This is a genomic window from Acaryochloris marina S15 (genome assembly GCF_018336915.1).
Taxonomy (GTDB): Bacteria; Cyanobacteriota; Cyanobacteriia; order Thermosynechococcales; family Thermosynechococcaceae; genus Acaryochloris; species Acaryochloris marina_A.
Window position 1 is genome coordinate 107,921 of the sequence record NZ_CP064927.1, and the last position, 22,620, is coordinate 130,540.

General features: G+C 48.9%; 8 protein-coding genes and 3 pseudogenes. 8 read left to right on the plus strand and 3 right to left on the minus strand.

What is annotated here, in order from left to right:
* Positions 1-442: 442 nt before the first annotated feature.
* Together I1H34_RS31365 and I1H34_RS31370 are read right to left on the minus strand one after the other, a co-directional pair.
* Positions 443-1,453 carry a hypothetical protein gene (locus tag I1H34_RS31365; protein ID WP_249370343.1) on the minus strand — a complete coding sequence of 337 codons (1,011 nt, stop codon included), beginning with the start codon at positions 1,451-1,453 and terminating at the stop codon, positions 443-445.
* 215 nt (positions 1,454-1,668) lie between these two features.
* On the minus strand, positions 1,669-1,809 hold the full coding sequence (locus I1H34_RS31370) for a ribbon-helix-helix protein, CopG family (protein ID WP_212667209.1): 141 nt from the start codon (positions 1,807-1,809) through the stop codon (positions 1,669-1,671).
* A gap of 280 nt (positions 1,810-2,089) precedes the next feature.
* On the opposite strand from I1H34_RS31370, the gene I1H34_RS31375 reads away from it, so the two are divergent.
* The 4 genes and pseudogenes from I1H34_RS31375 (at position 2,090) to I1H34_RS31390 (ending at position 10,267) form a co-directional block, all read left to right on the plus strand.
* Positions 2,090-4,132 carry an AMP-dependent synthetase/ligase gene (locus I1H34_RS31375; protein WP_212667210.1) on the plus strand — a complete coding sequence of 681 codons (2,043 nt, stop codon included), beginning with the start codon at positions 2,090-2,092 and terminating at the stop codon, positions 4,130-4,132.
* Positions 4,133-4,169: 37 nt separating this feature from the next.
* Positions 4,170-6,551 (plus strand): annotated as a pseudogene (locus I1H34_RS31380) (3-hydroxyacyl-CoA dehydrogenase/enoyl-CoA hydratase family protein).
* 41 nt (positions 6,552-6,592) lie between these two features.
* Positions 6,593-7,773 (plus strand): annotated as a pseudogene (locus tag I1H34_RS31385) (thiolase family protein).
* 40 nt (positions 7,774-7,813) lie between these two features.
* A complete protein-coding gene (locus tag I1H34_RS31390; protein ID WP_212667211.1) occupies positions 7,814-10,267 on the plus strand; it encodes an acyl-CoA dehydrogenase in 2,454 nt (817 codons plus the stop codon).
* A 379-nt stretch (positions 10,268-10,646) separates the two neighbouring features.
* Here the strand turns inward: I1H34_RS31390 and I1H34_RS31395 are convergent, their stop codons facing one another.
* The gene (locus I1H34_RS31395) at positions 10,647-12,167 is read right to left on the minus strand and encodes a hypothetical protein (RefSeq protein WP_212667212.1); all 1,521 of its coding nucleotides are present in this window, start codon (positions 12,165-12,167) and stop codon (positions 10,647-10,649) included.
* A 91-nt stretch (positions 12,168-12,258) separates the two neighbouring features.
* On the opposite strand from I1H34_RS31395, the gene I1H34_RS31400 reads away from it, so the two are divergent.
* The 4 genes and pseudogenes from I1H34_RS31400 to I1H34_RS31415 form a co-directional block, all read left to right on the plus strand.
* Positions 12,259-21,141: a putative Ig domain-containing protein gene (locus tag I1H34_RS31400; protein ID WP_212667213.1), complete on the plus strand. Its 8,883-nt coding sequence runs from the start codon at positions 12,259-12,261 to the stop codon at positions 21,139-21,141.
* A gap of 287 nt (positions 21,142-21,428) precedes the next feature.
* The gene (locus tag I1H34_RS31405) at positions 21,429-22,007 is read left to right on the plus strand and encodes a hypothetical protein (protein WP_212667214.1); all 579 of its coding nucleotides are present in this window, start codon (positions 21,429-21,431) and stop codon (positions 22,005-22,007) included.
* 11 nt (positions 22,008-22,018) lie between these two features.
* Positions 22,019-22,189: a hypothetical protein gene (locus I1H34_RS31410; RefSeq protein WP_212667215.1), complete on the plus strand. Its 171-nt coding sequence runs from the start codon at positions 22,019-22,021 to the stop codon at positions 22,187-22,189.
* A gap of 61 nt (positions 22,190-22,250) precedes the next feature.
* Positions 22,251-22,607 (plus strand): annotated as a pseudogene (locus tag I1H34_RS31415) (IS6 family transposase); the annotation flags it as partial.
* Between the last annotated feature and the right edge of the window lie 13 nt (positions 22,608-22,620).

Genomic DNA, 22,620 nt, shown 5'->3' on the forward strand with positions numbered 1-22,620 from the left:
AGTGATGTGGAACTTGTGAGCCACCAAATATTTGATCAATATTAGGTCGAGATCTCCGATCCACCAGTGAACATTGCCATCACAGCTCAAGCGCTGGTAATGCTCTAGCAAAGTGTGGGATTGGTAATCCGTCCCTATAGCTTTATCTAGGTTTTCTCTATGCCATGTCTGTTATGTGGTCATCCCTGGTGCTAACGGATTCTGGGGTCTCCCAAAAATCACCTTATCTGCGCCCATTCATGGACATGCTCATGGACAAGTTGTGTAGCCAGTTTTCGTGATAGCTGACCCCATTAAAGTCATGAAAAGGGGAGAATCGCCCCGTCTCCTCGTCTCTCGTCTTGGTGCCATAGGGATGGAAATTCCAAACTAAGGCCATTGATCGCATCGATTGACAGGCTGAATCCATTGTCCCGTGGAAGTTCTGCATTGAGTAAAGTACTCAATTTTGATGATTCATCAGCCGATCTACTGCGTTACTGGTGCGATAGGATTCCGGGAAGGCATAGGCCACCTTAAATTTAGGAGCATTGCGACAGACCTTAAATACCTTCTGGCGTAACTCTGGTGAAGTAACATTCTTTTTGGTCCATTTGCGTAGCTTCCGTAAACTCTTCTGAAAGCGGGTCTTATTCGGTTGCTTGTAAGCAGCCCAAAGCATTCCTGTGAGGGTTCTCAAGATCTCTGAAGTACGACGACAGCTTTTCTGAATCTTCAGGACAGCATGCAAAAAGCACAGAATTAAAGTGACGGTGGGAAATAGAGCTTTCATCGCTATCTGTGTTGCTAGCCAGCCATCATGATTGGCGGTAATTGGCGCATAGTTGGGATCGAGCTGTAGAGCTCCTTGTTGAAAGACTTGGTAGCCTACTTTTAGGGCTTCTGGACTTGCTGAGTCTGTGACATTGACACCCAGAATACAGCCATTGGCTGCTGTGGTAGGAAGGTAGACTCGCTTACCCTGCAACCAACTATGTTTTTCATCTACTATCAGGTGTTTGGGCAACAGTTGAGGATCTTTGATAGTCGTTCCGACAATAGAAGCTTGACTTAGTGAGGCATAGGCCTGATACCAGTACATTGCATTTCGACCAAATACATAGGCGATGGCATCGAAGGGAACAGCAAAACGGCATAGGTAAAGGGCTTTCTCCATGTCATGAGTCTTGCCCACCATATACGGCATCATGAAGTCGGGACGAATTTGATAGATGTCGCCGCCATTGTCAGTCAGTTTGATCCGTCGCAGCGTCAGATCTAGCTTGATAGAATGGACAAAATCATGGAAGTGAAACCCTTCTAGCATTTGGGGTGGGAACAGTTCAGGGTGAGCAATCAAAGCTTTATCAAGAAAGAGTCTGAAGGCTTGATGATCAAGGACTATCTGTCGATATTGGGTTTCACTTTTGACGGGTAAACAGATGGTCTGATCGTCACGAGTTGAAGCTGCCATTTATGGGATATTTCCCTTTGCTGCTAGAGAGTTCTCAATAAATCTACAGTGAAAGGGTTAGTAGATTCTCATAACTCCCAGTAGGCTTAGGTTCTAATAGACCCCAGAATCCGTTAGAACGAGCCCCAATCGTACTCGCTGATATTAGCTAGTGGCTTAGCCAGCAACTTACATCCTTTCAGAAAAACCAGGATCGACAGCTAATAGGTGTATAGTCAGCCTTTTGAGGTTTCTTCCAGAGAGCGAATGAACTCACGAATGATATCGGTCTTGGTCCGTTGTGTTTTTTTTGCATAACGATCCAATATTTTTAGCTCATGCGCTGGAATTCTTATACAAAGTTGATCTTGAGCCATATGTATAGATATATGCTATACTTATATAGTACCTTAAAAATTGTCATTCAACGCCACTGAGTATATTTAAGGTCCAAGTTCGAGGAACGCGCTGCATTGATGCCATCTAACATTATTAAAGCAGTGCTTCAACTTAGCTTACGCTTCTTGTTGCTGCAGGAGTAACCTTAATATCGCGTAGCTTTGTTAGAAGCTATCTCACATCAATTAAGCGCGTAATGGTTGAGGAGAACCAGCGCCGTTTGTGGGAGAGAGCCGCTCAATGCAGCTCTAGCTGATCATGTTTACACCAACTCAGATCTACTGCGCACCATCACAGTCTGAGCAGGAGTGCTTGGGGCGAACCCTACTATCACTGCTTGATGAAGCCTGCGAGAGGCATCCAAATGCCCAAGCCTTTAATCACTGGACCCGAGAGGGTTGGGAACCTATCTCAATAAAGGCATTTCGAACAGCCGTAGAGGAAATTGCCCTAGGTATACAGGGACTTGGGCTCAAGGCAGGCGATCGCATTGCCTTACTGATGCACAGTGATGTCAACTTCTGCCTAGCCGATATGGGCAGCTTGCTGGCACGCCTGATCAACGTCCCTGTTTATATGGGTGAAACACCCGAAAACATGGTGTTTATTTTGCAGCACAGTGGTGCAACAGCCCTGATGTTGTCTGATCTGCAGGTGTTGAAGCAAGTTGCCCCTTGCCTACATGAAGTATCTACTCTGAAATTTGTTTTTATTGCTAATGGCCTTAACTCTTCGACTACTGAGGATGCTTTAACAAAACTTCGCGTCGATATTCCAGAGAGTATCCAGCTAATTTCTTTGTCTACCGTGCGGGCGTGGGGGATAGAGCAATGGTCAGATCAATCCCGGAAGAATTTAAGGGCCGAGATTTCACCTGAAGATGTGGCCACGATTGTCTATGTTGCTGGTGCGACGGGACGTTGTCAGGCATTTAGAAGCCAGGTATTGCCTATCTTTCAGGCAGTGACGGCCCTTAGACAGCGACTACAGCACGGTGCCCCCTACCTGTGTGAACTTCCAAAAGGGGTCATGCTTACCCATGAAAATCTGGCAGGGAATGCGCTGGCAGCGTTTAGCATTATGCCGGGTCTTCGAACCGGTCCCCAGGAAACGGTCCTTTCTTTTCTGCCGCTCACCCACGTTTTTGCTCGAGTAATGCTGTACGGGCATCTGAGTTATGGTCATACGATTTATTTCACGACGCCCCAGCGGATCGTTAAACATTTACGGGAAATCCAGCCTACCATTTTATCCACAGTGCCGCGTCTTTTAGAAAAGGTCTATCAAAAGATTCAGGAGCGAGGCCAACCATTGCCCCGTTTCAAACAGATAATCCTCAAGTGGGCGATCGATCTAGCTCAGCGATACCAGCTGGGACGTCAGTCTCACGGGCTCTATACCTTGCAGCTAAAACTAGCCGATCAGTTCGTGTATCGCCAATGGCGTCAAGGATTTGGGGGGCGTCTCAGGTTCCTCCTTTGTGGCGGTGCTGCCCTCAAACCAGAGTTAGCCACGGTCTTCTCTGCTGCCGGAATTCCAGTCCTTCAAGGGTATGGTCTCACTCAAACGAGTGCTGTGCTGTGCGTGAATCGAGGGGAACTGAATCGAGCTGGAACAGTAGGGGTGCCTATCCCTGGTGTTGAAATTGAGATCGCACCCGATGACGAAATCTTGGCCAAAGCCCCCTACGTGATGAAAGGCTATTACAATAATCCAGTTGCAACCCAAGAAGCCATTGACGCGAAGGGCTGGTTCCATACTGGCGACTATGGAGAGATAACTGATGATGGATTCTTGACCATTACCGGCCAGAAAAAAAGTCTCTTTAAACTATCAACCGGTAAGTATGTAGCCCCTGAGCGCATTGAGCATCATCTTGTTCAATCCCCGTTAGTGGATTGGGCTTTGGCTGTGGGTAATCAGCGCCCTTACTGTGGTCTGCTCATTTTTCCCAATCGACGGAGACTGCAAAGATTGGCCAAGAAGCTGGGGTTACATCTTCCCCTTAACGAGATCGTAGACCATCCGCAGATTGTTGCTGAATATCAGTTACTGATCGATGCGGCTAATCAGAAACTCCCGGCGTGGTCAAGGATAAAACGCATTCGCCTAATACTTGAAACACTCACCGTTACCCATGGATTACTGACACCCTCCCGACGACTCGATCGGGAATCAACCTACACAGCCTTCGCTGAAGAGATTGAGGATCTGTATAGCACGGTTGTGCCTTCTAGGATCCAGTCAGTTACTTCCCCTATCCTACCAGCATCTGCATCGCTGACGTTGGAAGCTTCTTAGGGCTTCATTCCTGCTGAATTTATTGAGGTTTGTTGTTATGTTGAAACCATTTCGGACCGCTGCTATTCTCGGTGCAGGTGTGATGGGCACTCAAATTGCGGCCCACCTCGCTAATGCAGGCTTGGTGGTTTATCTCTTAGATCTGCCTGCACCTGGAGTCCATAAAAACGCGATTGTTGAAGCTGCTTTCCAGAGAGGGCTCCAGCAAAAGCCTCCGATTTTCTTTACTGAAAAAACAGCCCGCCGCATTATTCTGGGTAATTTTGACGATGACTGGCATCGCTTAACCCATGTGGATTGGGTGATTGAGGCTGTAGTCGAGAAGCTAGAGGTTAAGCAACAGCTGATGGCTCGTTTAGAGGGTCACATTCGCGATGATGCAGTGGTGTCAACGAATACGAGTGGGTTGTCTATTCAAGCGATCACTGCAGATTGCTCTGATGCTTTCCGGCAGCGATTTCTGGGAACACACTTCTTCAATCCCCCGCGCTACCTGAAGCTGTTGGAACTGATTCCTACTGCTGAAACGGATCCACAAATTGTGGATCAACTAAAGTGGTTTGGACATCTCTATCTAGGTAAAGGGGTGGTAGTCGCGAAGGACACCCCCAACTTTATCGGCAATCGAATTGGCGTTTTTATCAGTATGCTCGGTATCCAAGCCTTTACAGAACAGGGATACACCATTGAAGAGATTGATACTCTCACGGGGACGTTGACGGGGCGTCCCAAATCTGCAACTTTCCGCACGGCAGATATTGTGGGTCTCGATACGTTACTGTATGTGGCTGAAAATCTATATCCTGCCATCCCTGACGATGAAAGTCGTGATGTTTTTCAGGTGCCAGGGATTCTGAGACGCTTAGTAGAGGCAGGACAACTAGGGGCCAAAATGGGTCGGGGCTTTTATCAAAAAGTGGGTAAAAATATTCTCTCCGTCAACCCGCAGACACTAGCATACGAAAAGGCTCAGTCCATGCATCTAGGGAACTGGAAAGCCATTGCTAAAATTAAATCTCTTCCTGAACGTTTGCGAAAACTCTATCAAGATGACGGTCGAGCGGGAACATTGTTTCGGCAAACGATACTGAGAATCTTAAGTTACAGTGCCCATCGGATTCCTGAAATTGCCGATAGCCCCCTCAACATTGATCAAGCCATGCGTTGGGGCTTTGGCTGGCAGCTCGGCCCTTTTGAAATTTGGCAGGAACTTGGCTTTGCTAGAGTCCTGAAAGATATGCAAGAGTCTGGGATGACGGTGCCCAGCTGGATTGAGTCCATGCAGCTTGCAGGCATTGACCACTTCTATCAAAGGGCTAGCGAACATAGAGCAGCGTTTGTCTACCAACCCCTACATGGCTACCATCCAACAGAAACACCACGGGATGAACTGACTGTTGCTCAGATTAAGACTGATCCGAGGCACACGCTGTGGTCAAGTGCTGAAGCCGCGCTGATTGATATGGGGGATCGCGTTGCCCTATTTGAGTTTCGTTCGAAGGGGAATACCCTTGGACAGGTTGTGGTGGATGGTTTCTCAGAAGCATTGGACATCGTCGAAGTTGGGGACTATCGCGGTCTAGTCATTGGAAATGATGGAGAGCATTTTTCTGCCGGGGCTAACCTGGCAGACATGATCAAGTTCTCACACCAAGACAAGGTCAATGTCTTCACAGATTGTGAGCATGGTGCAATTGCCCATCTCCTCGATCAGTTTCAGGCTCTGATGCTGCGAATTCACTACTTCCCCAAGCCAATTGTGGCAGCTATTCGGGGCGAATCTTAGGGGTGGCTGCGAATTGGTGATGGCCTCTCCCCACGTGGTGGCAGCGGCTGAAACCTACATTGGTTTGGTGGAACTGAGTGTGGGGCTCATTCCTGGTGCAGGCGGCATTATGACCATGGCTAACTGGGCTGCTGAGCATGCTGCCAGTGATTCCCCCAGCGATATTCAGCCGTTTTTAAAACAGGCTTTTGAGCATATAGGGATGGCGAAGGTAGCTGGCAGCGCCTATGAAGCTCAAGAGTGGGGATATTTACCGCCTACTGCCCAGATTGTCATGAATAGCAATCGTCGTCTCTTCGTAGCCAAGGAAGAAGTGCTTCGCCTAGCTGGTGAGGGCTATGTTCCGCCACCCAAACGCAATGCGATCAAGGTGTTGGGCCAACCGGCCCGTGCCATGTTTGAAGCAGCGGCCTATCTGATGGAACAGGGAGGCTATATCTCTGAATATGATCGCTTTCTTGCAAACCGATTGGCCTTTGTCATCACAGGGGGGATCTGTCAGCACCAACGTTAGTCTCCGATGATTACCTACTGGGACTAGAACGCGACATGTTTTTACCCCTGTTTACAAAGCAGAAAACTCAGGAACGGATTATGCATACGTTGAGAACTAAAAAGCCTCTACGAAATTAGTAGGCTCCACCTTAACCCTCACAAAAGACGAGGTCAATGACATGAATAACGCATATATCGTCAGTAGCGTTCGCACTGCTGTTGGAAAATCCCCCCGAGGTACTTTGCGGAATAGTCGACCCGATGATTTGGGTGCCGCTGCTGTTAAGGGCGCACTCGATAATGTTCCCAAACTTGAGTTCGATCAAGTCGAGGATCTGATATTCGGTTGTTCCTTCCCTGAAGCCGAGCAGGGGTTCAACTTGGGGCGCGTGATTGCCCTGCGGGCGGGTCTTCCTCACTCCACTGCTGGTTGTACAGTGAACCGTTTTGTTCATCGGGTTTACAAACCATTGCCATGGCAACCCAAGCAATCATGACAGGTCAGGCAGAGGTGATCGTGGCTGGGGGGGCCGAATCTATGAGTCTGATTCCGATGGGGGGACATTACCTAACGCCTAATCTAGTCTTACTGTCTAAAGTTCCTGAAGCTTATCTTTCGATGGGACTAACAGCAGAAAATGTGGCAGAAGAATTCCAAATTTCTAGGCATGATCAGGATGTTTTTGCGTTGCAATCGCATCTCAAAGCCCTGGCTGCCCTTGAGAAGGGACGGTTCAAAGACGAGGTTATTCCCTTTATGGTCAAGGAAACCACTTTAGTAGAGGGACAATCTCAAACCACTCAAACCAGGTTCGACGTAGATGAAGGCCCTCGTGCTGACACCAGCCTTGAAGCCTTAGCTCAGCTCAAACCTGTCTTTAAGGTCGAGGGTACCGTTACGGCAGGCACGTCTTCCCAAATGTCGGATGGGGCAGCAGCAACGGTTGTGATGAGTGAGCGTAAGCTCAGAGAGCTTGCCCTTGCACCACTAGGCCGAATGCTGGGCTACTCCGTGGTGGGGGTACCACCGGAACTGATGGGTATGGGTCCAGTGGAAGCAGTGCCCAAGGTGCTGAAGCAGGTGGGATTATCTCTCAGCGATATCGGTTTGATTGAGTTGAATGAAGCCTTTGCGGCCCAGGCTTTAGCAGTTATGCGAAAGCTGGGTTTGGATGAAGGCATTGTCAATGTGAATGGTGGTGCGATCGCCCTTGGTCACCCATTGGGCTGCACAGGAGCAAAATTGACTGCCACCCTACTGCACGAGATGAAGCGTCGGGGCATTCGCTATGGACTGGTGACCATGTGTGTTGGGGGTGGCATGGGTGCTGCAGGTGTCTTTGAAAACTTGATGCTTTAACGTCTCTCCCTTTTTTGTACCTCACATAGGAGAACAGCCCATGACACTCCTCATCTCCCCCATAACAACTCTGGTTCTGCTGTTTGTCTTCATTCTCCTGGGATACCTTGGTGTTCCCCTATGGATTTGGACTCTTTACGTTGCAGTAGGCATTGGCACACTCCAACCGTCTATTTGGATTTGGAGCCCCCTGATCGGTCTGGCAGTGGTGATCAACTGGCCCCTTTTACGCCGCTTGTTGCTCACTTCTGCTGTCGTCAAACTCCTTCAATCACTGCAGCTGTTTCCAAAAATTTCTTCAACAGAGCAGGCTGCGATCGAAGCGGGAAACGTCTGGGTTGATGGTGAATTTTTCACCGGAAAACCCAATTTTGAACTCATCCTTAACGAACCTTATCCCCAGCTCACCCCTGATATCCAAGCTTTTCTAGATGGCCCTGTTGAACAAGTCTGCCGGATGGCCAGTGACTGGGAAATTTATCAGCGCCAGGACCTCCCCCCCGAAGTCTGGACCTATCTTAAACAGGAGCGGTTCTTTGGCATGATGATTCCTGAAGAATACGGGGGGCTGGGTTTCTCAAATCTGGCCTATAGCGCCGTGATGGTCAAACTTGCCTCCCGTTCATTTACCCATGTGGCGACAGTGGGGGTTACCAACTCCCTTGGTCCGGCTAAACTTCTACTCCGCTATGGCACCAAGGAACAGAAAAATCAATATTTACCTCGCTTAGCCAGTGGTGAAGATATCCCCTGCTTTGCCCTCACGGAACCCAAAGCCGGATCAGATGCCGCCAGCATTACATCTAGTGGGGTGGTATTTAAGGGGGATGATGGCCAGCTCTACCTCAAGCTCAATTGGAACAAGCGCTATATTACCCTGGGTGCGATCGCTACCCTCCTAGGTCTAGCGTTCCAACTCCATGACCCCGATAATCTCCTGGGTAAAGGCGAACACCCCGGCATAACCTGTGCTCTAATTCCCACTGAAACACCTGGGGTCATTCAGAATCGTCGCCACGATCCAATGGGTGTCCCCTTCTATAACTCACCATTGGAAGGTCATGATGTAATCGTTCCAATTGAACAGATTATTGGTGGCCTTGAGCAAGCTGGTCAGGGTTGGAAAATGTTAATGCAGACCCTGGCAGCGGGACGCGGAATTAGCTTCCCGGCGACTTGTACGGGGGTTTCTAAGCTTGTAGCTCGTGTAGTTGGAGCCCATGCTGTAGTCCGTAAGCAGTTTGGTTTATCCATTGGCCGCTTTGAAGGGGTTGAAGAACCGCTAGCACGGATTGGTGGACTCACTTACATGATTGATGCTGCCCGGCTCTATACCTGTGGAGCAGTAGATCAAGGCGAACAACCTGGGGTGGTCTCTGCAATCGCAAAATCCCAAACCACAGATCTGGCTCGTCGCGTCGTCCTGGATGGTATGGATATTCTGGGGGGAGCCGGGATTTGTCGCGGGCCTCGGAACCTACTAGCCAATATCTACACGGCCATGCCGATTGCCATTACCGTGGAAGGAGCAAATATTCTGACGCGATCGCTGATGATATTTGGTCAGGGTGCAATTCGCAGTCATCCCTATATTTACGATGAGATTGTAGCCTTAGAGCAGTTGGATGTGGTTGCCTTTGATCAGTCTTTTTGGCCTCACCTTGGCCTCATCTTTCGTAACGGCGTTCGGGCTGGTCTGTTAAGCCTAACGCGGGGGCGGCTAGTTCGCTCTCCAGTTCAAGGCGAAACGGCAATTTACTATCACAAGTTAGCCTGGGCTTCAGCCACGTTTGCCAACCTCAGTGATTTAGCGATGCTGTCCTTGGGGAGTGCTCTGAAGCGTCGAGAAAAGCTAACTGGACGTTTTGCAGACATTCTGGCCTGGCTGTATATGGGGTCAGCAACCCTTCGACGATTTGAAGCTGAAGGGCGACAGGTGCAAGATTTGCCTTTGGTTCACTGGGCCATGCAGTATACCTTTGCTCAAATTCAACGGGCAGTGGAAGGCATTATTGAAAATCTCCCGATCCTGAGTACTGGCTTGCAGAAACTTATATTAGGAATGTGGAGACTCAATCTCATTGGAACCATGCCCTCTGATGACCTAGGTCACCAGGTTGCCCAGGTTCTACAACAACCGGGGGTAGAGCGAGATCGGCTAACCTGTGATATTTATCTTCCCACTCACACGGAGGAGACTTTGGGGCGACTGGAAGAGGCTTTATGCTTAACGGTACAGACAACCCCTATCCTGAAACAAATTAAGGTTGCCATCGCAGCAGGGAAACTTCCCCCATCCAAACCAATGGAGCTTGTTGATGCCGCCCTTGAGGAAGGAATCATCAATGCTGATGAAGCCCTATTACTTGGAAAAGCAGAAATGTTACGCAGCAATACAATTCAAGTGGACTCATTCACCGTGGCAGAATATCAGCAGAGACAGCCCATATCGCACGGTTCGTTAACAACTCATTTCGGGTTTTTATCCAGTTGACCTGAAATATTGACTCAACTCATTTCGGGTTTTATTCCATGGGTCAAATTACCTAAAACCCTTTCCCTGCATAGCCTTACATCGACACAGACTAAAATGGCTCTAGCCTTTAGTTTGACGTTCGATTAGGTGTGTGTCCCCGACTCGCGCAGTTTTCCCCCATATACCTAAAAACACTTACCCATAGAACTTCTAAGCGACAAGAATTAATATCTAGTCAATTTTGACATCTATTTTAGGTGTATTCCAAGGGAGAAATCGAGTTTAAGGCCGTGACTTCAGTCTCATAAATGGAATATTCCTTAAATTGAAGCGCAGGATTGTACTGAAAACAGATACAACCCTAGTGGTCATAAGTCGGTGTAAAGATCGGCCTATCTCAAGCAGCTTCTTCGAACGGTTCAAGCTTCCAGTCGGGAAGAGTTCTGGTCTTTCTCCAGACCTCAAGCTCTCCATTCCGACTCAGAGCCTCCAAAGAAGCTAAGGCAGCCACCCCTTGAGCGGTCCACTTCATACCTTTGTGTTTGCATCGGGCAGCAACACTCCAATCATTAAACTTCTCGACTCGATTACTGGCAATCCATAACCCGGCTCTGGAGCGCTTACTGTAGTTGGGTAAGTAAGGTCGTCTATTCTCCAAATAATTGATCAAGGTATCCAATGCATCCTCATTGCGCATTTGCCCCCGTAGAGCAGACAAACTATCGACAGCTTCTTGGATTTTCCCAGTCCACAACTGGGTTAGTAACTTCCCTTGAATCGACAAGCGATGGGCTTTATCGTGACACGCAGAACCGAGTTCTTGTTTGCACCGCTTAGCCAGATGATACCAGCACAGAATCATGGCCTTATTGTCGATTGGCAATGCTTCAAACCAGTTACGGATCCACTTGGCCCCATCCCCTAGCACCATCAACTGGAGCTCACCGCGATGGACCCCTAGGAGTGCTAATAAACCCCCAACCTGAAACCATAATTTGGCTGAAGTTTCCGCACTAAAGTACCAGCTTTTTACTGAGGTCATTACCACTGCAGTATAGTGCCAGATTTCCTTGCGCCCTGTTGTGGCCTGGGCTTTAACCTTGACTTCATCCGGCTGCACCATCACCCATCCTGCATCCACTTGGCGAGGTTGGTCACGCTGGATCGCCTCCACGATGGTCGGTGACCCAGCAAAGCCTACCGGGAAATCTAACTCTTCCAACTCTTCCAACTCTTCATCTGGATCACCCTCTGCAATCTCTTCCAGGTCAGGGACAATGGACAAATGAGGGGCCTTTACTTGAAAAATTGAAGCGGCTGCTGGATCTTTTTCCCAGATCTCTGTTGCCCGTGCTTCCGTTGCCTGTTGAAGAGCAGCACCTTCTTGGCGGACGATTTTGAGGATGCTACTGCGAGCAATTAAATCTGTCTCCCCTGCTCGCTCCTCAATGCTCTCAAGGGTTTGAGTAGTGGTTTGATTGAGCAGTCCATCACAGACTGCATCTCGTAATCCTTGGGTGAGAAAAACCTGTTGAGGCGTCTGCCATGCATCAGCAGAGGGGAGCAACGATTTGCCATTTACCGATTGTCGTAACCGAATGCGGGGTACTGCAACGGTGCCAAAAATGGTCTTGAAAGTATAGACTTTGGACCCATTCCGGTGCAGTCTGCCTGCTTGTTTCCGGAATCGTTGCTCGAGCACCAGTTCGAGATCGGCACGTTGGATGGATTCTCGAAACAACTCTCGCTTAATTTGCTGGCCAGCAGTCTCAATGTGAGCTTCCAGATGCTGGGGGAGATCAGCATCCTGTTGAGGCATTTTGTAGCGGACCTCTATCGTTGCTGTCACCGTGAGTACGTCATCATGAATCTCAACCGCTTGGGTATCGAACTGAGTCTCGACGTTTTCACTTCCCATTACCTGTATCCTGCTGCCAGTGTAGGGTAACGCTAACACGAAGTTCCTGATTTATCGTCCGCTTGGGATAGGCCGATCTTTACACCGACTTATGACCACTAGGGACGGGCCGATTATTACGAGTACTCCCGTCACCCAGTTTGGCCTGGCGGACGAAGTCTATCGCTATCAGCTCACGGCCAATGACCCTGAGGGGGATCCGTTGGTCTACAAACTGCTGGATGCCCCCCTCGGTGCCGTGATTGATCAGGAGACGGGAGAGCTACTTTGGTATCCCAATACCAGCGTAACGGCGGGCAGCACCACGCAATTCTCCGTGCAGGTCGATGATCGGTTTGGCAATTCAGATCAGCAAACCTTTGAGGTCGATGTCGTCGGACAGCTGGGCAAGATTCAAGGGGTTGTTTTCTCTGATCTCAATAACAATGGCTATCGCGATACCAGTCTGGTACAAGGGGACTCCCCCGATGTCGTCTTTGCCATTGATGTCTCGGGGAGTACAGGTTTCCGCCTCGTTGACTTAACAACGCAGGATATCAGCAGCTTGGATGAAACCACCGCGTCTATCCTCGATTTAGAACTGGCAACGACGATTGCTTTAAGTGAACAACTGATTGACCAGGGGCTGGGAGATACCGCCAAGATTGGGGTGGTGTTATGGAATACCAGCGGTCAGATTTTGGATATGGATCTGGCCCAACCCGGTATCCAGCTGTATACCACTCCCCTAGCCGATACCAATAACAATGGCATCGCCGATCTGCGGGAAGCACTGGAAACAGTTAGTTCAGGTGGCTTTACGGACTTCACCCCCGGACTGACCACAGCGAAAGGGGTGTTGGATAGCCTAGGTGGTGATCCAAACTTGATCTTCCTCTCTGATGGTCGAGGGGACCTGGATGAATCCATTGTCACTGAGATTAATGAAGCAGGGATTAACCTAACCGCCTTTGGGATTGGGGCCGGGTCCAGTCTGGACCAAATCCAGAAGGTGGACCCCAATGCGATTCAAATCTCCAATGTTGATGAGCTAGTCAATATCTTTAGTGGCTGGGATCCTCGATATTCCGTGGAACCCCTGTTAGAGAACATCACGGTCTACCTGGACCACAACAACAATGGCGTTCTAGATCCCGATGAGCCCTACCAACTGACTCAGCCCGATAGCGGTAACTCCCGGTTAGGTGAAACTCGCTACTATTACTCCTTCGAGAATCTATTGCCTGGAACCTATACCGTCCGTCAGGTGGTACCCAATGGCTATGAAGAGACGAATCCCAGTAGTGGATCCTTTGTAGATGAAGTGACGGTCTCTGGAGGAGAAGTCTATGAGCATCTCTTTGGTCTCCATCCCATTAGTGGGCCTGCCAATTCCAATCCGGTGTTTATCACGGAGGCTCCCACTACCCCGCTCCAGGTGGGTGAGGAATTTATCTATCGAGCCCTTGCCCAAGATCCTGATGCAGATCCGATTCGCTATGACCTGCCGTTGGCCCCAGATGGGGTAACGATTGATGAGTCAGGCAATATCACCTGGATTCCCCAAGCAGATCAGGTGGGTCGCTTTGATGTGATTCTGCGGGTGCGAGATGACCAGGGGGGCACAACGCTACAGACCTTTGCATTAGAAGTTGAGTCCAATAATCAAGCCCCCACCTTCACGTCTGGCTTGGATCATGCTCAACCCCAGGTGGGTAAAGCCTTCCAATACCAAGCCAAAGCCATAGATGCCGATGGGGATGTGCTCACCTATGAACTGGTGTCGGGTCCAAGTGGCGTCACCTTAGATAGCCAGACGGGTCTACTGAACTGGACCCCTGTGAGTTCACAGTTAGGGAATCGCACGGTTCAACTGCGAGCGTTGGATGGCCAAGGAGGAGAGGCGATTCAGACCTTGGATCTAAGGGTGATCAATCCCTTACCGAATCAGACTCCCACATTTACCTCAACGCCTAGAGAGCGCATCCGGTTGGGGAATACCTATTTCTATCAGGTGGATGCCACGGATGCCGATGGTGATCCATTGACCTATAACTTATCGACCGCTCCAACGGGGATGGCGCTGCAAGATAATATCTTGGTCTGGACGCCCACGGCGGATCAGATGGGTGAGCATCAGGTAGTTCTCTCTGTCGATGATGGCCAGGGAGGGGTAGCGGCACAGACCTATACCCTGATGGTGGGCAATCAGCTGAGTAATGCCGCCCCTGAGATTACCTCCACGCCGAATTTAGTCACGAATATAGAGCGAGAGTATCAGTACAACCTGACGGGGTCTGACCCAGATGGAGATTTGGTGCAGTGGCGCTTGGTCAATGGTCCTGAGGGTGTGGTGGTTGACCCGACTTCTGGCAGCTTGCGCTGGCAGCCGACGGTGGATCAGTTGGGGGCTCATACCTTAATCGTGGAGTTGAGTGATGCCTATGGTCTCTCGACTCAGCAGACCTTTGAAGTGCAGGTGAATGGGGCCAATACTCCCCCTGCCTTCTTGTCTACACCTTCCACCCGAGCCGCTCAAGACCAAGCCTATTCCTATCAGGTGATCGCTAAAGATCCAGAGCAGGATGAACTGACCTATAGCCTGGGGATTAACCCAGTGGGGATGACGATTGATGCCCAGTCGGGTCTAATTCAATGGACCCCCGAGGCTAGCCAGTTGGGTGTCCATGATGTGGAAGTCCAGGTGCGGGATAGCCAAGGGGCTGTCAGTACCCAGACTTATCGATTAGAGGTGGGTGAAGCCCCGATTAATCAGGCTCCAACGATTACCTCCCGTCCGCTGTTCCAGGCTGATCTGCAGCAGCCCTATTCCTATCAAATTGAAGCAACGGATCCAGAGGGTGGGGCGCTGTCCTACCAGTTACTGGAAGGTCCAGCGGGGATTACGGTGGATGCCCAAACAGGGGTATTGACCTGGGATGCTCCTGTGGTGGGTGACCATCGCATTGTCGTCGCAGCCTATGATGTCGAGGGATTAGGGGCCGCTCAAGGCTATACCCTCAGGGCCTTAGCTAATGAGCTGCCCGTGATTCGGTCAACGCCAGAGACAACGGCTTTTGTCGGGGGTGAATATCGCTATGATGTTCAGGCTCAAGATCCAGAGGGTGGGGCACTGACCTATGAGCTGGATGCTAATGCTCAAGCTTTAGGGGTCACCATTGATGACTATGGCCGCATTTTCTGGACGCCGACGACTGACCAGGTCGGTGTCTATCCGATTACCTTGACGGTGACGGATGCTGCGGGAGCTAGCGTTGAACAACAGTTTGATTTGACGGTGCAGACGGATGATGTCGCTCCCGAGGTGCGGTTGGTGCCGAGTGTGGAACCCGCTGCCTTGGGTGAGTCCGTGTCTCTGTTTGCTTCTGCCACGGATAACGTTGGGGTGGATCTACTGAGCTTGACGGTGAATGGCCAAGCGGTGGCGCTGGATGCCAATGGCATTTATACCTTTACCCCAGATGCAGTGGGTGACGTGACGGCGATCGCGACAGCGAGGGATGCGGCTGGGAATACCACCCAGACGGAGGCCACCTTCTCTGTACTAGATTTGACGGATGTGGATGCTCCTGAGATTAGCCTCCCGGATTTGAGCGGTCAGGTGTTTACGGCTCCCACGGAGATTGTGGGGACGGTGAATGATGACAATCTGGTCTACTACAGTTTGTCTGTCGCCAAGGTGGGGTCTGATGACTTCCGGGAAATCTTCCGAGGATCTGATCCGGTGGTGGATGGAGTGTTGGGAACTTTTGACCCCTCACTGTTAGAGAATGATGCCTACACCTTACGGTTGAATGCTGTGGATGCTGGCGGCAATGTCGTCACCCAGGATGAAGTGGTGACGGTAGCGGGTGAGCTGAAGTTAGGGAACTTCCAGCTATCGTTTACAGATTTGACGATTCCAGTAACGGGGATTCCCATCTCGGTGACCCGGACCTACGATACTTTGACCAGCAATACCACCGATGACTTTGGCTATGGCTGGCGTTTGGAGTTCCGGGATACGGATCTAAGGACGAGTTTGCCTAAGGATGAGACCTTTGAGCAGTTGGGGGTCCGCACAGTTGGGTTTGAAACGGATACGCGGGTGTATATCACTCTGCCTGGGGGACAGCGACAAGGGTTTACCTTTAGACCTAGAGAGGATAACCGTTTTAATCTGATTGCTGGACCTACCTCTGCTAGACTTTTCCACCCTGAGTTTGTCGCTGATGATGGAGTCACCAGTACTCTAACGGTGGAGGATGCCACTCTAGTCCGAGGGGCTGGCACAGATGAATTCTTTGGCGTTAATGGGGAAGCCTATAACCCGGCTGATGGTGGTTTTGGTGGGGTCTATACCCTGACGACGAAGGAAGAAATTGTCTACAAGATTGATGGGCAGTCAGGAGATCTGCTGTCGGTCACAGATACGAATGGCAATACCTTGACCTATACCGATGGCGGCATCTTTAGTGATGCGGGCCCATCTGTCCTCTTTGAGCGGAATGCTCAGGGCCAGATCACTCGGGTCACGGATCCATCTGGCCAACACATCACTTATGAATACGATGATCTCGGTGATTTAGTGGCCGTGACGGATCGGGAGGGGAATACCACTCGGTTTGGCTATGACGATAATCGTGCTCACTATCTTGATGAAATTATTGACCCCTTGGGCCGCTCTGGCACCCGGTCTGAATACAACGATGACGGTCGTCTATCGAAACTGATTGATGTCAATGGGGAAGCCCTTGAATTCATCTATGACCCGAATAACTCCTTGCAAGAAGTCAAGGATGTCTATGGGGTCTCCACTTTCTATGAATATGACCAGCGGGGCAATGTGGTCTCCACTGTGGATGCTTACGGTACCCGCGTCAACCGAGACTATGACGAAGACAATAACCTCATCCGCGAAACGATTATTTCAGAGGAGACGGGACCAGAGGGCTATACCACCGAAATTGTCTACACCGATGAAGGTCAGGTGCTCTCGGGAACGAATGTCCTCAATCAGGAGTTTCGCAATACCTACGATAGTGATGGCAATCTGCTTACTACGACCAATGCATTAGGACAGACGGTCACCTATACCTATGACCGCTATGGTAATCCCACCTCGGTGACAGATGCTGCCCAACGACGGAGTGAATATGAGGTGGATGCGCGGGGCAATATTGTCTCTATCCTCAATGTGGAACAGAATCGCAGCCACTTTGAGTACGATGTCAATGGCAATCTCACCCGGTCCGTGGATGTTCTAGGTAATGAAACCCTGTTCACCTATGACCAAAATGGCAATCGCACCAGCCGTACCCAGACCGTCACCAAGGCCGATGGCTCCACGGAAGAAATTACCACCACCTGGACCTATAACAGCAATAACCAGCTCCTAAGCCTGACCAATGCGGAAGGAGCCATCTTTAGCTATGAATACAACGGGAGTGGCTATCTGGCAGCCTTTGTTGATGCCTTGGGCAACCGCACTGAATATCTCTACGACGATAAGGATCAGCTAGTCGAAACGATTTACGCAGATGATACTCCAGATGACAACAGCGATAACTTGCGCTCTATCACCCTGTATGACCGGGGAGGGAGAACCCGTGCCGCTATCGATCCTGCAGGTCGGGTCACTCACTTTGTCTATGACTTACTTGGACGCCCCACAGAGGTGATTTATCCCCAAGGGTCTGAGACTTTAGAGCAGTTACTCGGTGCCATCGCGCCCGGACAGACCTTAGAAAGCGTGGATTGGGCTGATATCCTCTATCCCGATGACCCTCCCGCCTACTTATCAGATAACCCTCGCCGCCAGTGGGAATATTTCCCCGATGGCAAGGTTAAGGCTGAGATCGATGAACGAGGTCATCGGGTTGAATATCGTTATGACGAACTGGGACGGCTAATCGAGACTATCTTGCCGGATGAGACTCCTGACACTCTTGCCGATAACCCTCGCCTGTCGGCTGAATATGATGCCATCGGTCAATTGAGCCAGACCACGGATCCCCTCGGCCAGACGACTCGCTATGTCTATGATGATGCCGGGCAGGTGACACAAACACAATTTGCAGATGGGACGAGTGTGTCGGCGACCTATAACTTGCTGGGTCTGCAAACCTCCATTACTGACCAAGAGAGCAATACCACCCTCTATCGGTACGACGGTTTAGGTCGCCTCTTAGAAATTGAAGATGCTCTGGCCTCGATTACCCGCTATGACTATGACGATGTGGGTCGGCGAACTTCAACGACCAATGCTTTAGACCAAGTCACCCGCTATGACTATGACAAGGTGGGACGCCGCACCAGCATTGAGTTACCCGAAGGGCAAGAAGCCAGTTATGCCTATAACGCTAACGGCAATTTAGAAACTTATACGGACTTTGCAGGGAAGACTCAAGAATATGACTACGATGCCCTGAATCAGCTGATCTCCATTGCCTTTGCCAACGACCCCACCCAAGAGTTTACCTACACGGCGACGGGTCTAATCGAGACGATTACGGATGGTCGGGGCGTAACCCAGTTTGCCTATGATGAGCGGGACCGCCTGATTGCTCGCACGGATCCCAATGGACCCTACATCAGTCCAGGGGGACCGACCATTCAATATACCTATGACGATGCCAGTAATCGCACCTCAGTCCAAACCCCCAATGGCACCACCACCTATGGCTTTGATGCTCAAAACCGCTTAAATAGCGTGATTGACCGAGATGGGTTCGAAACGACTTATCGCTATGACCTGGCTAGTCGGTTGGTGGAGACGGTCCTGCCCAATCAGGTAATTGAGCGTCGCGATTATGACGACTTGAATCGGTTGACTCACCTATCCACGGTCAGACGAGATGAGGTGACGGGAGAAGAAACCCTAATCACCAGCTTTGAATACAGCCTCAATAAGATTGGGCACCGTCTGCAAGTAACGGAATCGACGGGTCGAGTGGTCAGCTATGAATATGACCAGCTCTATCGTCTGACCAAGGAAACGATCTCTGACCCCAATGATCCCACGAATGATGGGCGAGTCACAGAGTATGAGTTAGATGCTTTAGGCAATCGACTACGCCGCATTGACTCCCTAGAGGGAGAAACCACCTATACCTATAACCAGAACAATCAGCTGCTAAGGGAGATAAGACGTCAAGGCGATGTAATTGAACAGGAAACTGTCTATGCCTATGACAACAATGGCAATTTACTGAGCAAGACGGTTAATGATTCAGAAGTAACCACCTATCGCTGGAATGATGAGAATCGACTGGTTGAGGTGGAACTGCCCAATGGCGACAGTATCAGCTTTGTCTATGACACCGCAGGTATCCAGGTCTCCCGGACACTGAATGGGGAAACAACGACGTTCATCATCGATAGCAATCGCCCCTATGCCCAGGTGATTGAGTCTTTAGATGATCAGACCCTGCTGGAATTTAAGACTTTTGGCATTGATCTAATTTCTCAATCGGATGAGAATGGAACGATTTATTTCCATACGGATGGATTAGGCAGTACACGGGCGATTACGGATGCCAATGGTGAGGTCCAGGACCGATTCAATTACAACGCCTTTGGAGAACTGTTAACGACAGAGAATAACAGTGATGTCGATAACCTATTCGCGGGTGAGCAGTACGATGCTGAGTTAGGTCTGCAATATCTACGGCAGCGTTTTTACGACCCCAGTACGGGTCGGTTTATCAGCCAGGATGCGTTTGAAGGGTTCTTGGATGACCCGATTACCCAGAATCGCTTTTTGTATGCCAATGCGAATCCAGTTACCTATACCGACCCTAGTGGATATTTCTCGATCTCGGAGCTAAATGCCGGAAAGATAATCAGCAATATCCTATCAAAAGGCTCAGCTGCCCTCAGTGCAACCGCTTCCACAGCAGTGAGTCGAACAATTGCGGGCGCTGCAACTGGCATCTTTGGTACGGCGCTGGACAAGATTGCTAAAGGCGAAGATATCACCATTCCTGATTTATTATTAGGGGCTGGAGCTGGAGCTAGTTTTGGCTATTTAGCTCCAGCTATTGCTGCGACCGCTCCAGGTTATGCAATCGCAGGCTTGAGTCTCAACAATGCTAGAGAATCACTGGTAACGCTACATGAAGCTTTGAATGACCCCAATGCTTCTGCAATACGAAAAACGGCGGCGTTTGTCCAAGCCTTGGAAAGTTTGTTTGATCTCAAACAAATTGTTACGAGTGGAATCCTATTTGGCCCCCAGTGTTTTGTTGCTGGAACTCCCATTCTCACACCCACTGGTAAGAAAGCCATTGATGAGCTAGAGCCTGGTGATTGGGTGCTCTCTTGGGATGATGAAACAGATGAGGTTACTGAGCGACAGGTGACGGAATGGTATCGCCGAGAAGCACCAGCTATTATTGACATCTTTATTGGTACAGAGAAAATCTCATGTACGCCAGAACATCCCTTCTGGGTTCCGGGCAAAGAATGGGTGTTGGCATCTCAAATTAAGAGGGGGACAGTTTTACAAAATCGTGCTGGAGAGGCAGTAGTAGTTGATGCTGTTCGTCGTCGCCATGAAATTACTCAAGTTTTCAATGTTGAGATTGATGGGCTGCACACTTATTTTGTTTCTAATCTCGAAATACTGTCGCACAATATGTGCCAGAATAGACAACCTTCTCCTGCTGTCCCATATGATGATTATAGTCCTGAAGCAGTAAGTTCAAGGCAAAAACAAGCTCGTGAATACTATGGTCAACTAGAAGAAGCTAATAATTCTCCTGCTGGACCTTCTGGGAGGAAAAAGCCAATACCAAAAATTTCAGGTAAAGAAGGATCTAAAGATATACCGTCATGGTTGAAACAAACAGGAGAGATACCATTTGTTGGTGAATCTGGAAAAGAATTTGCTAAGCGTGTGTTTGAAACTTATCGCCCAGGAGTGGAATACAAAAATGTGCCTAATTCGGAATTCAATAGAATAAAAAAATGGGCGGATCGAAACTTTAAATAAGTATATTTTTGGTAATGAATGACACAGGCAGAACATGAAGAATTATTAGCTGAATAATTATTTAGATAAAAAACTTTATGCAAGCCGAAGCATTTCCCGATGAATATATAAAGTATAAAATTATAGCGGTTCCCGAATGAATGAAATACAATAAAGAGCCCTAGCCCCCTTGTAATATTTCATTGCAGTTACATCGCTATACCTCCCTTGAGAAAGAACCGCTATAATTTCAGAAAAAAATGATTTATCTCTTTAATAAAATTTATAATTAGCTTTTAGCATTGATTATGAAAAATTCAAAAAGTATTATTTTACCTAGGAATTGTGAATCCATTTGGTTAATTGGATTTCGATTTGACCCAGATATTGCAAAGCCAGACTTTTTAACTCTTATTTTTTCTGGAGATGAAGACTTACCCTTAACACTTAATAATTATATTTTGTTTTTTAGAGATATTAAATTAATAGAAATTGAAGCCGATCCTTCAAGTGAAATACAAAACCTTCAACTACCACAAGAAATTAATTTAGTTGTTGATATCGCAGAGATATCATATATACTTTTCAATGAAGATATAGATGAATCAATAGCAATTCTAGATTCATTAAACATAATATTTGATTTGGTTAAAGCTACAGGAATATCATTCAAGCCTATAGATAAAAAAAATTTGTATGCATTGGCCGATCACCTTACATTCAGCAAAGATTTATCTAGTTTCTTTTGTAATATCGATATAACGCGAGAAAATATTCATGATGCTATTCTCTGGTGCATTGGAGCAATTTGCTCTAAGTCCAAACTATTAGAAAATAAAATTATCTTGAATACAATAGGAAGCGTAACAAACCTACCTGCTAGCTAAGTATTTATGATATGCTCCAAGCATCCGTTCGGTCAGGGAGCATCGTCTTGGAGTACGAGTTACGCATTGTTGTTGAGAAGGTTGCCATCAGTACTCAAGAAGTGGTTAAGCGCAACACGATTAAAGTCTACGATATTAAAGCACCTGAATCGAAATTGTCAGGGCTGATTGTCCAGAATTGAGAAATCGACACCGTCCTGATAGGCTGAGCCTTGTCCCTGAGCCATACTCTGTCTGTATTTAATGGATTGTCCTCATTGCAACTCAACCCGAGTCTCATTTCTTTAGAGTAAGACTGACCTTGGCTATGCTCGGTTTCGATGCAAAGTGTGTCGGCGGAGTTACAATGAGCGAACTGGTACTCCCTTCAACTTTATTGAAGTTCCGACAGACATAGTATTCCAGGTGCTTCTACTTCGAGTACGCTACAAACTCAGCTATCGAGATGTGGCCGAGTACTTCTTGAGCCGGGGCTTAGTTTTCACTCATGAAACCGTGCGAGATTGGGAGGAAAGATTTCTGCCTCACTTTACGGAACAGATTCGGACTAAACGGAAGGGAAAAGTAGGCAAGGTATGGCTTGTGGACGAAACTTATGTCGGCCTTCCAATAG

Coding starts and splice junctions, on each gene's coding strand:
- I1H34_RS31365 (WP_249370343.1), bottom strand. CDS start 1,453: ATGGCAGCTTCAACTCGTGACGATCAGACCATCTGTTTACCCGTCAAA.
- I1H34_RS31370 (WP_212667209.1), bottom strand. CDS start 1,809: ATGGCTCAAGATCAACTTTGTATAAGAATTCCAGCGCATGAGCTAAAA.
- I1H34_RS31375 (WP_212667210.1), top strand. CDS start 2,090: ATGTTTACACCAACTCAGATCTACTGCGCACCATCACAGTCTGAGCAG.
- I1H34_RS31390 (WP_212667211.1), top strand. CDS start 7,814: ATGACACTCCTCATCTCCCCCATAACAACTCTGGTTCTGCTGTTTGTC.
- I1H34_RS31395 (WP_212667212.1), bottom strand. CDS start 12,167: ATGGGAAGTGAAAACGTCGAGACTCAGTTCGATACCCAAGCGGTTGAG.
- I1H34_RS31400 (WP_212667213.1), top strand. CDS start 12,259: ATGACCACTAGGGACGGGCCGATTATTACGAGTACTCCCGTCACCCAG.
- I1H34_RS31405 (WP_212667214.1), top strand. CDS start 21,429: ATGAAAAATTCAAAAAGTATTATTTTACCTAGGAATTGTGAATCCATT.
- I1H34_RS31410 (WP_212667215.1), top strand. CDS start 22,019: ATGCTCCAAGCATCCGTTCGGTCAGGGAGCATCGTCTTGGAGTACGAG.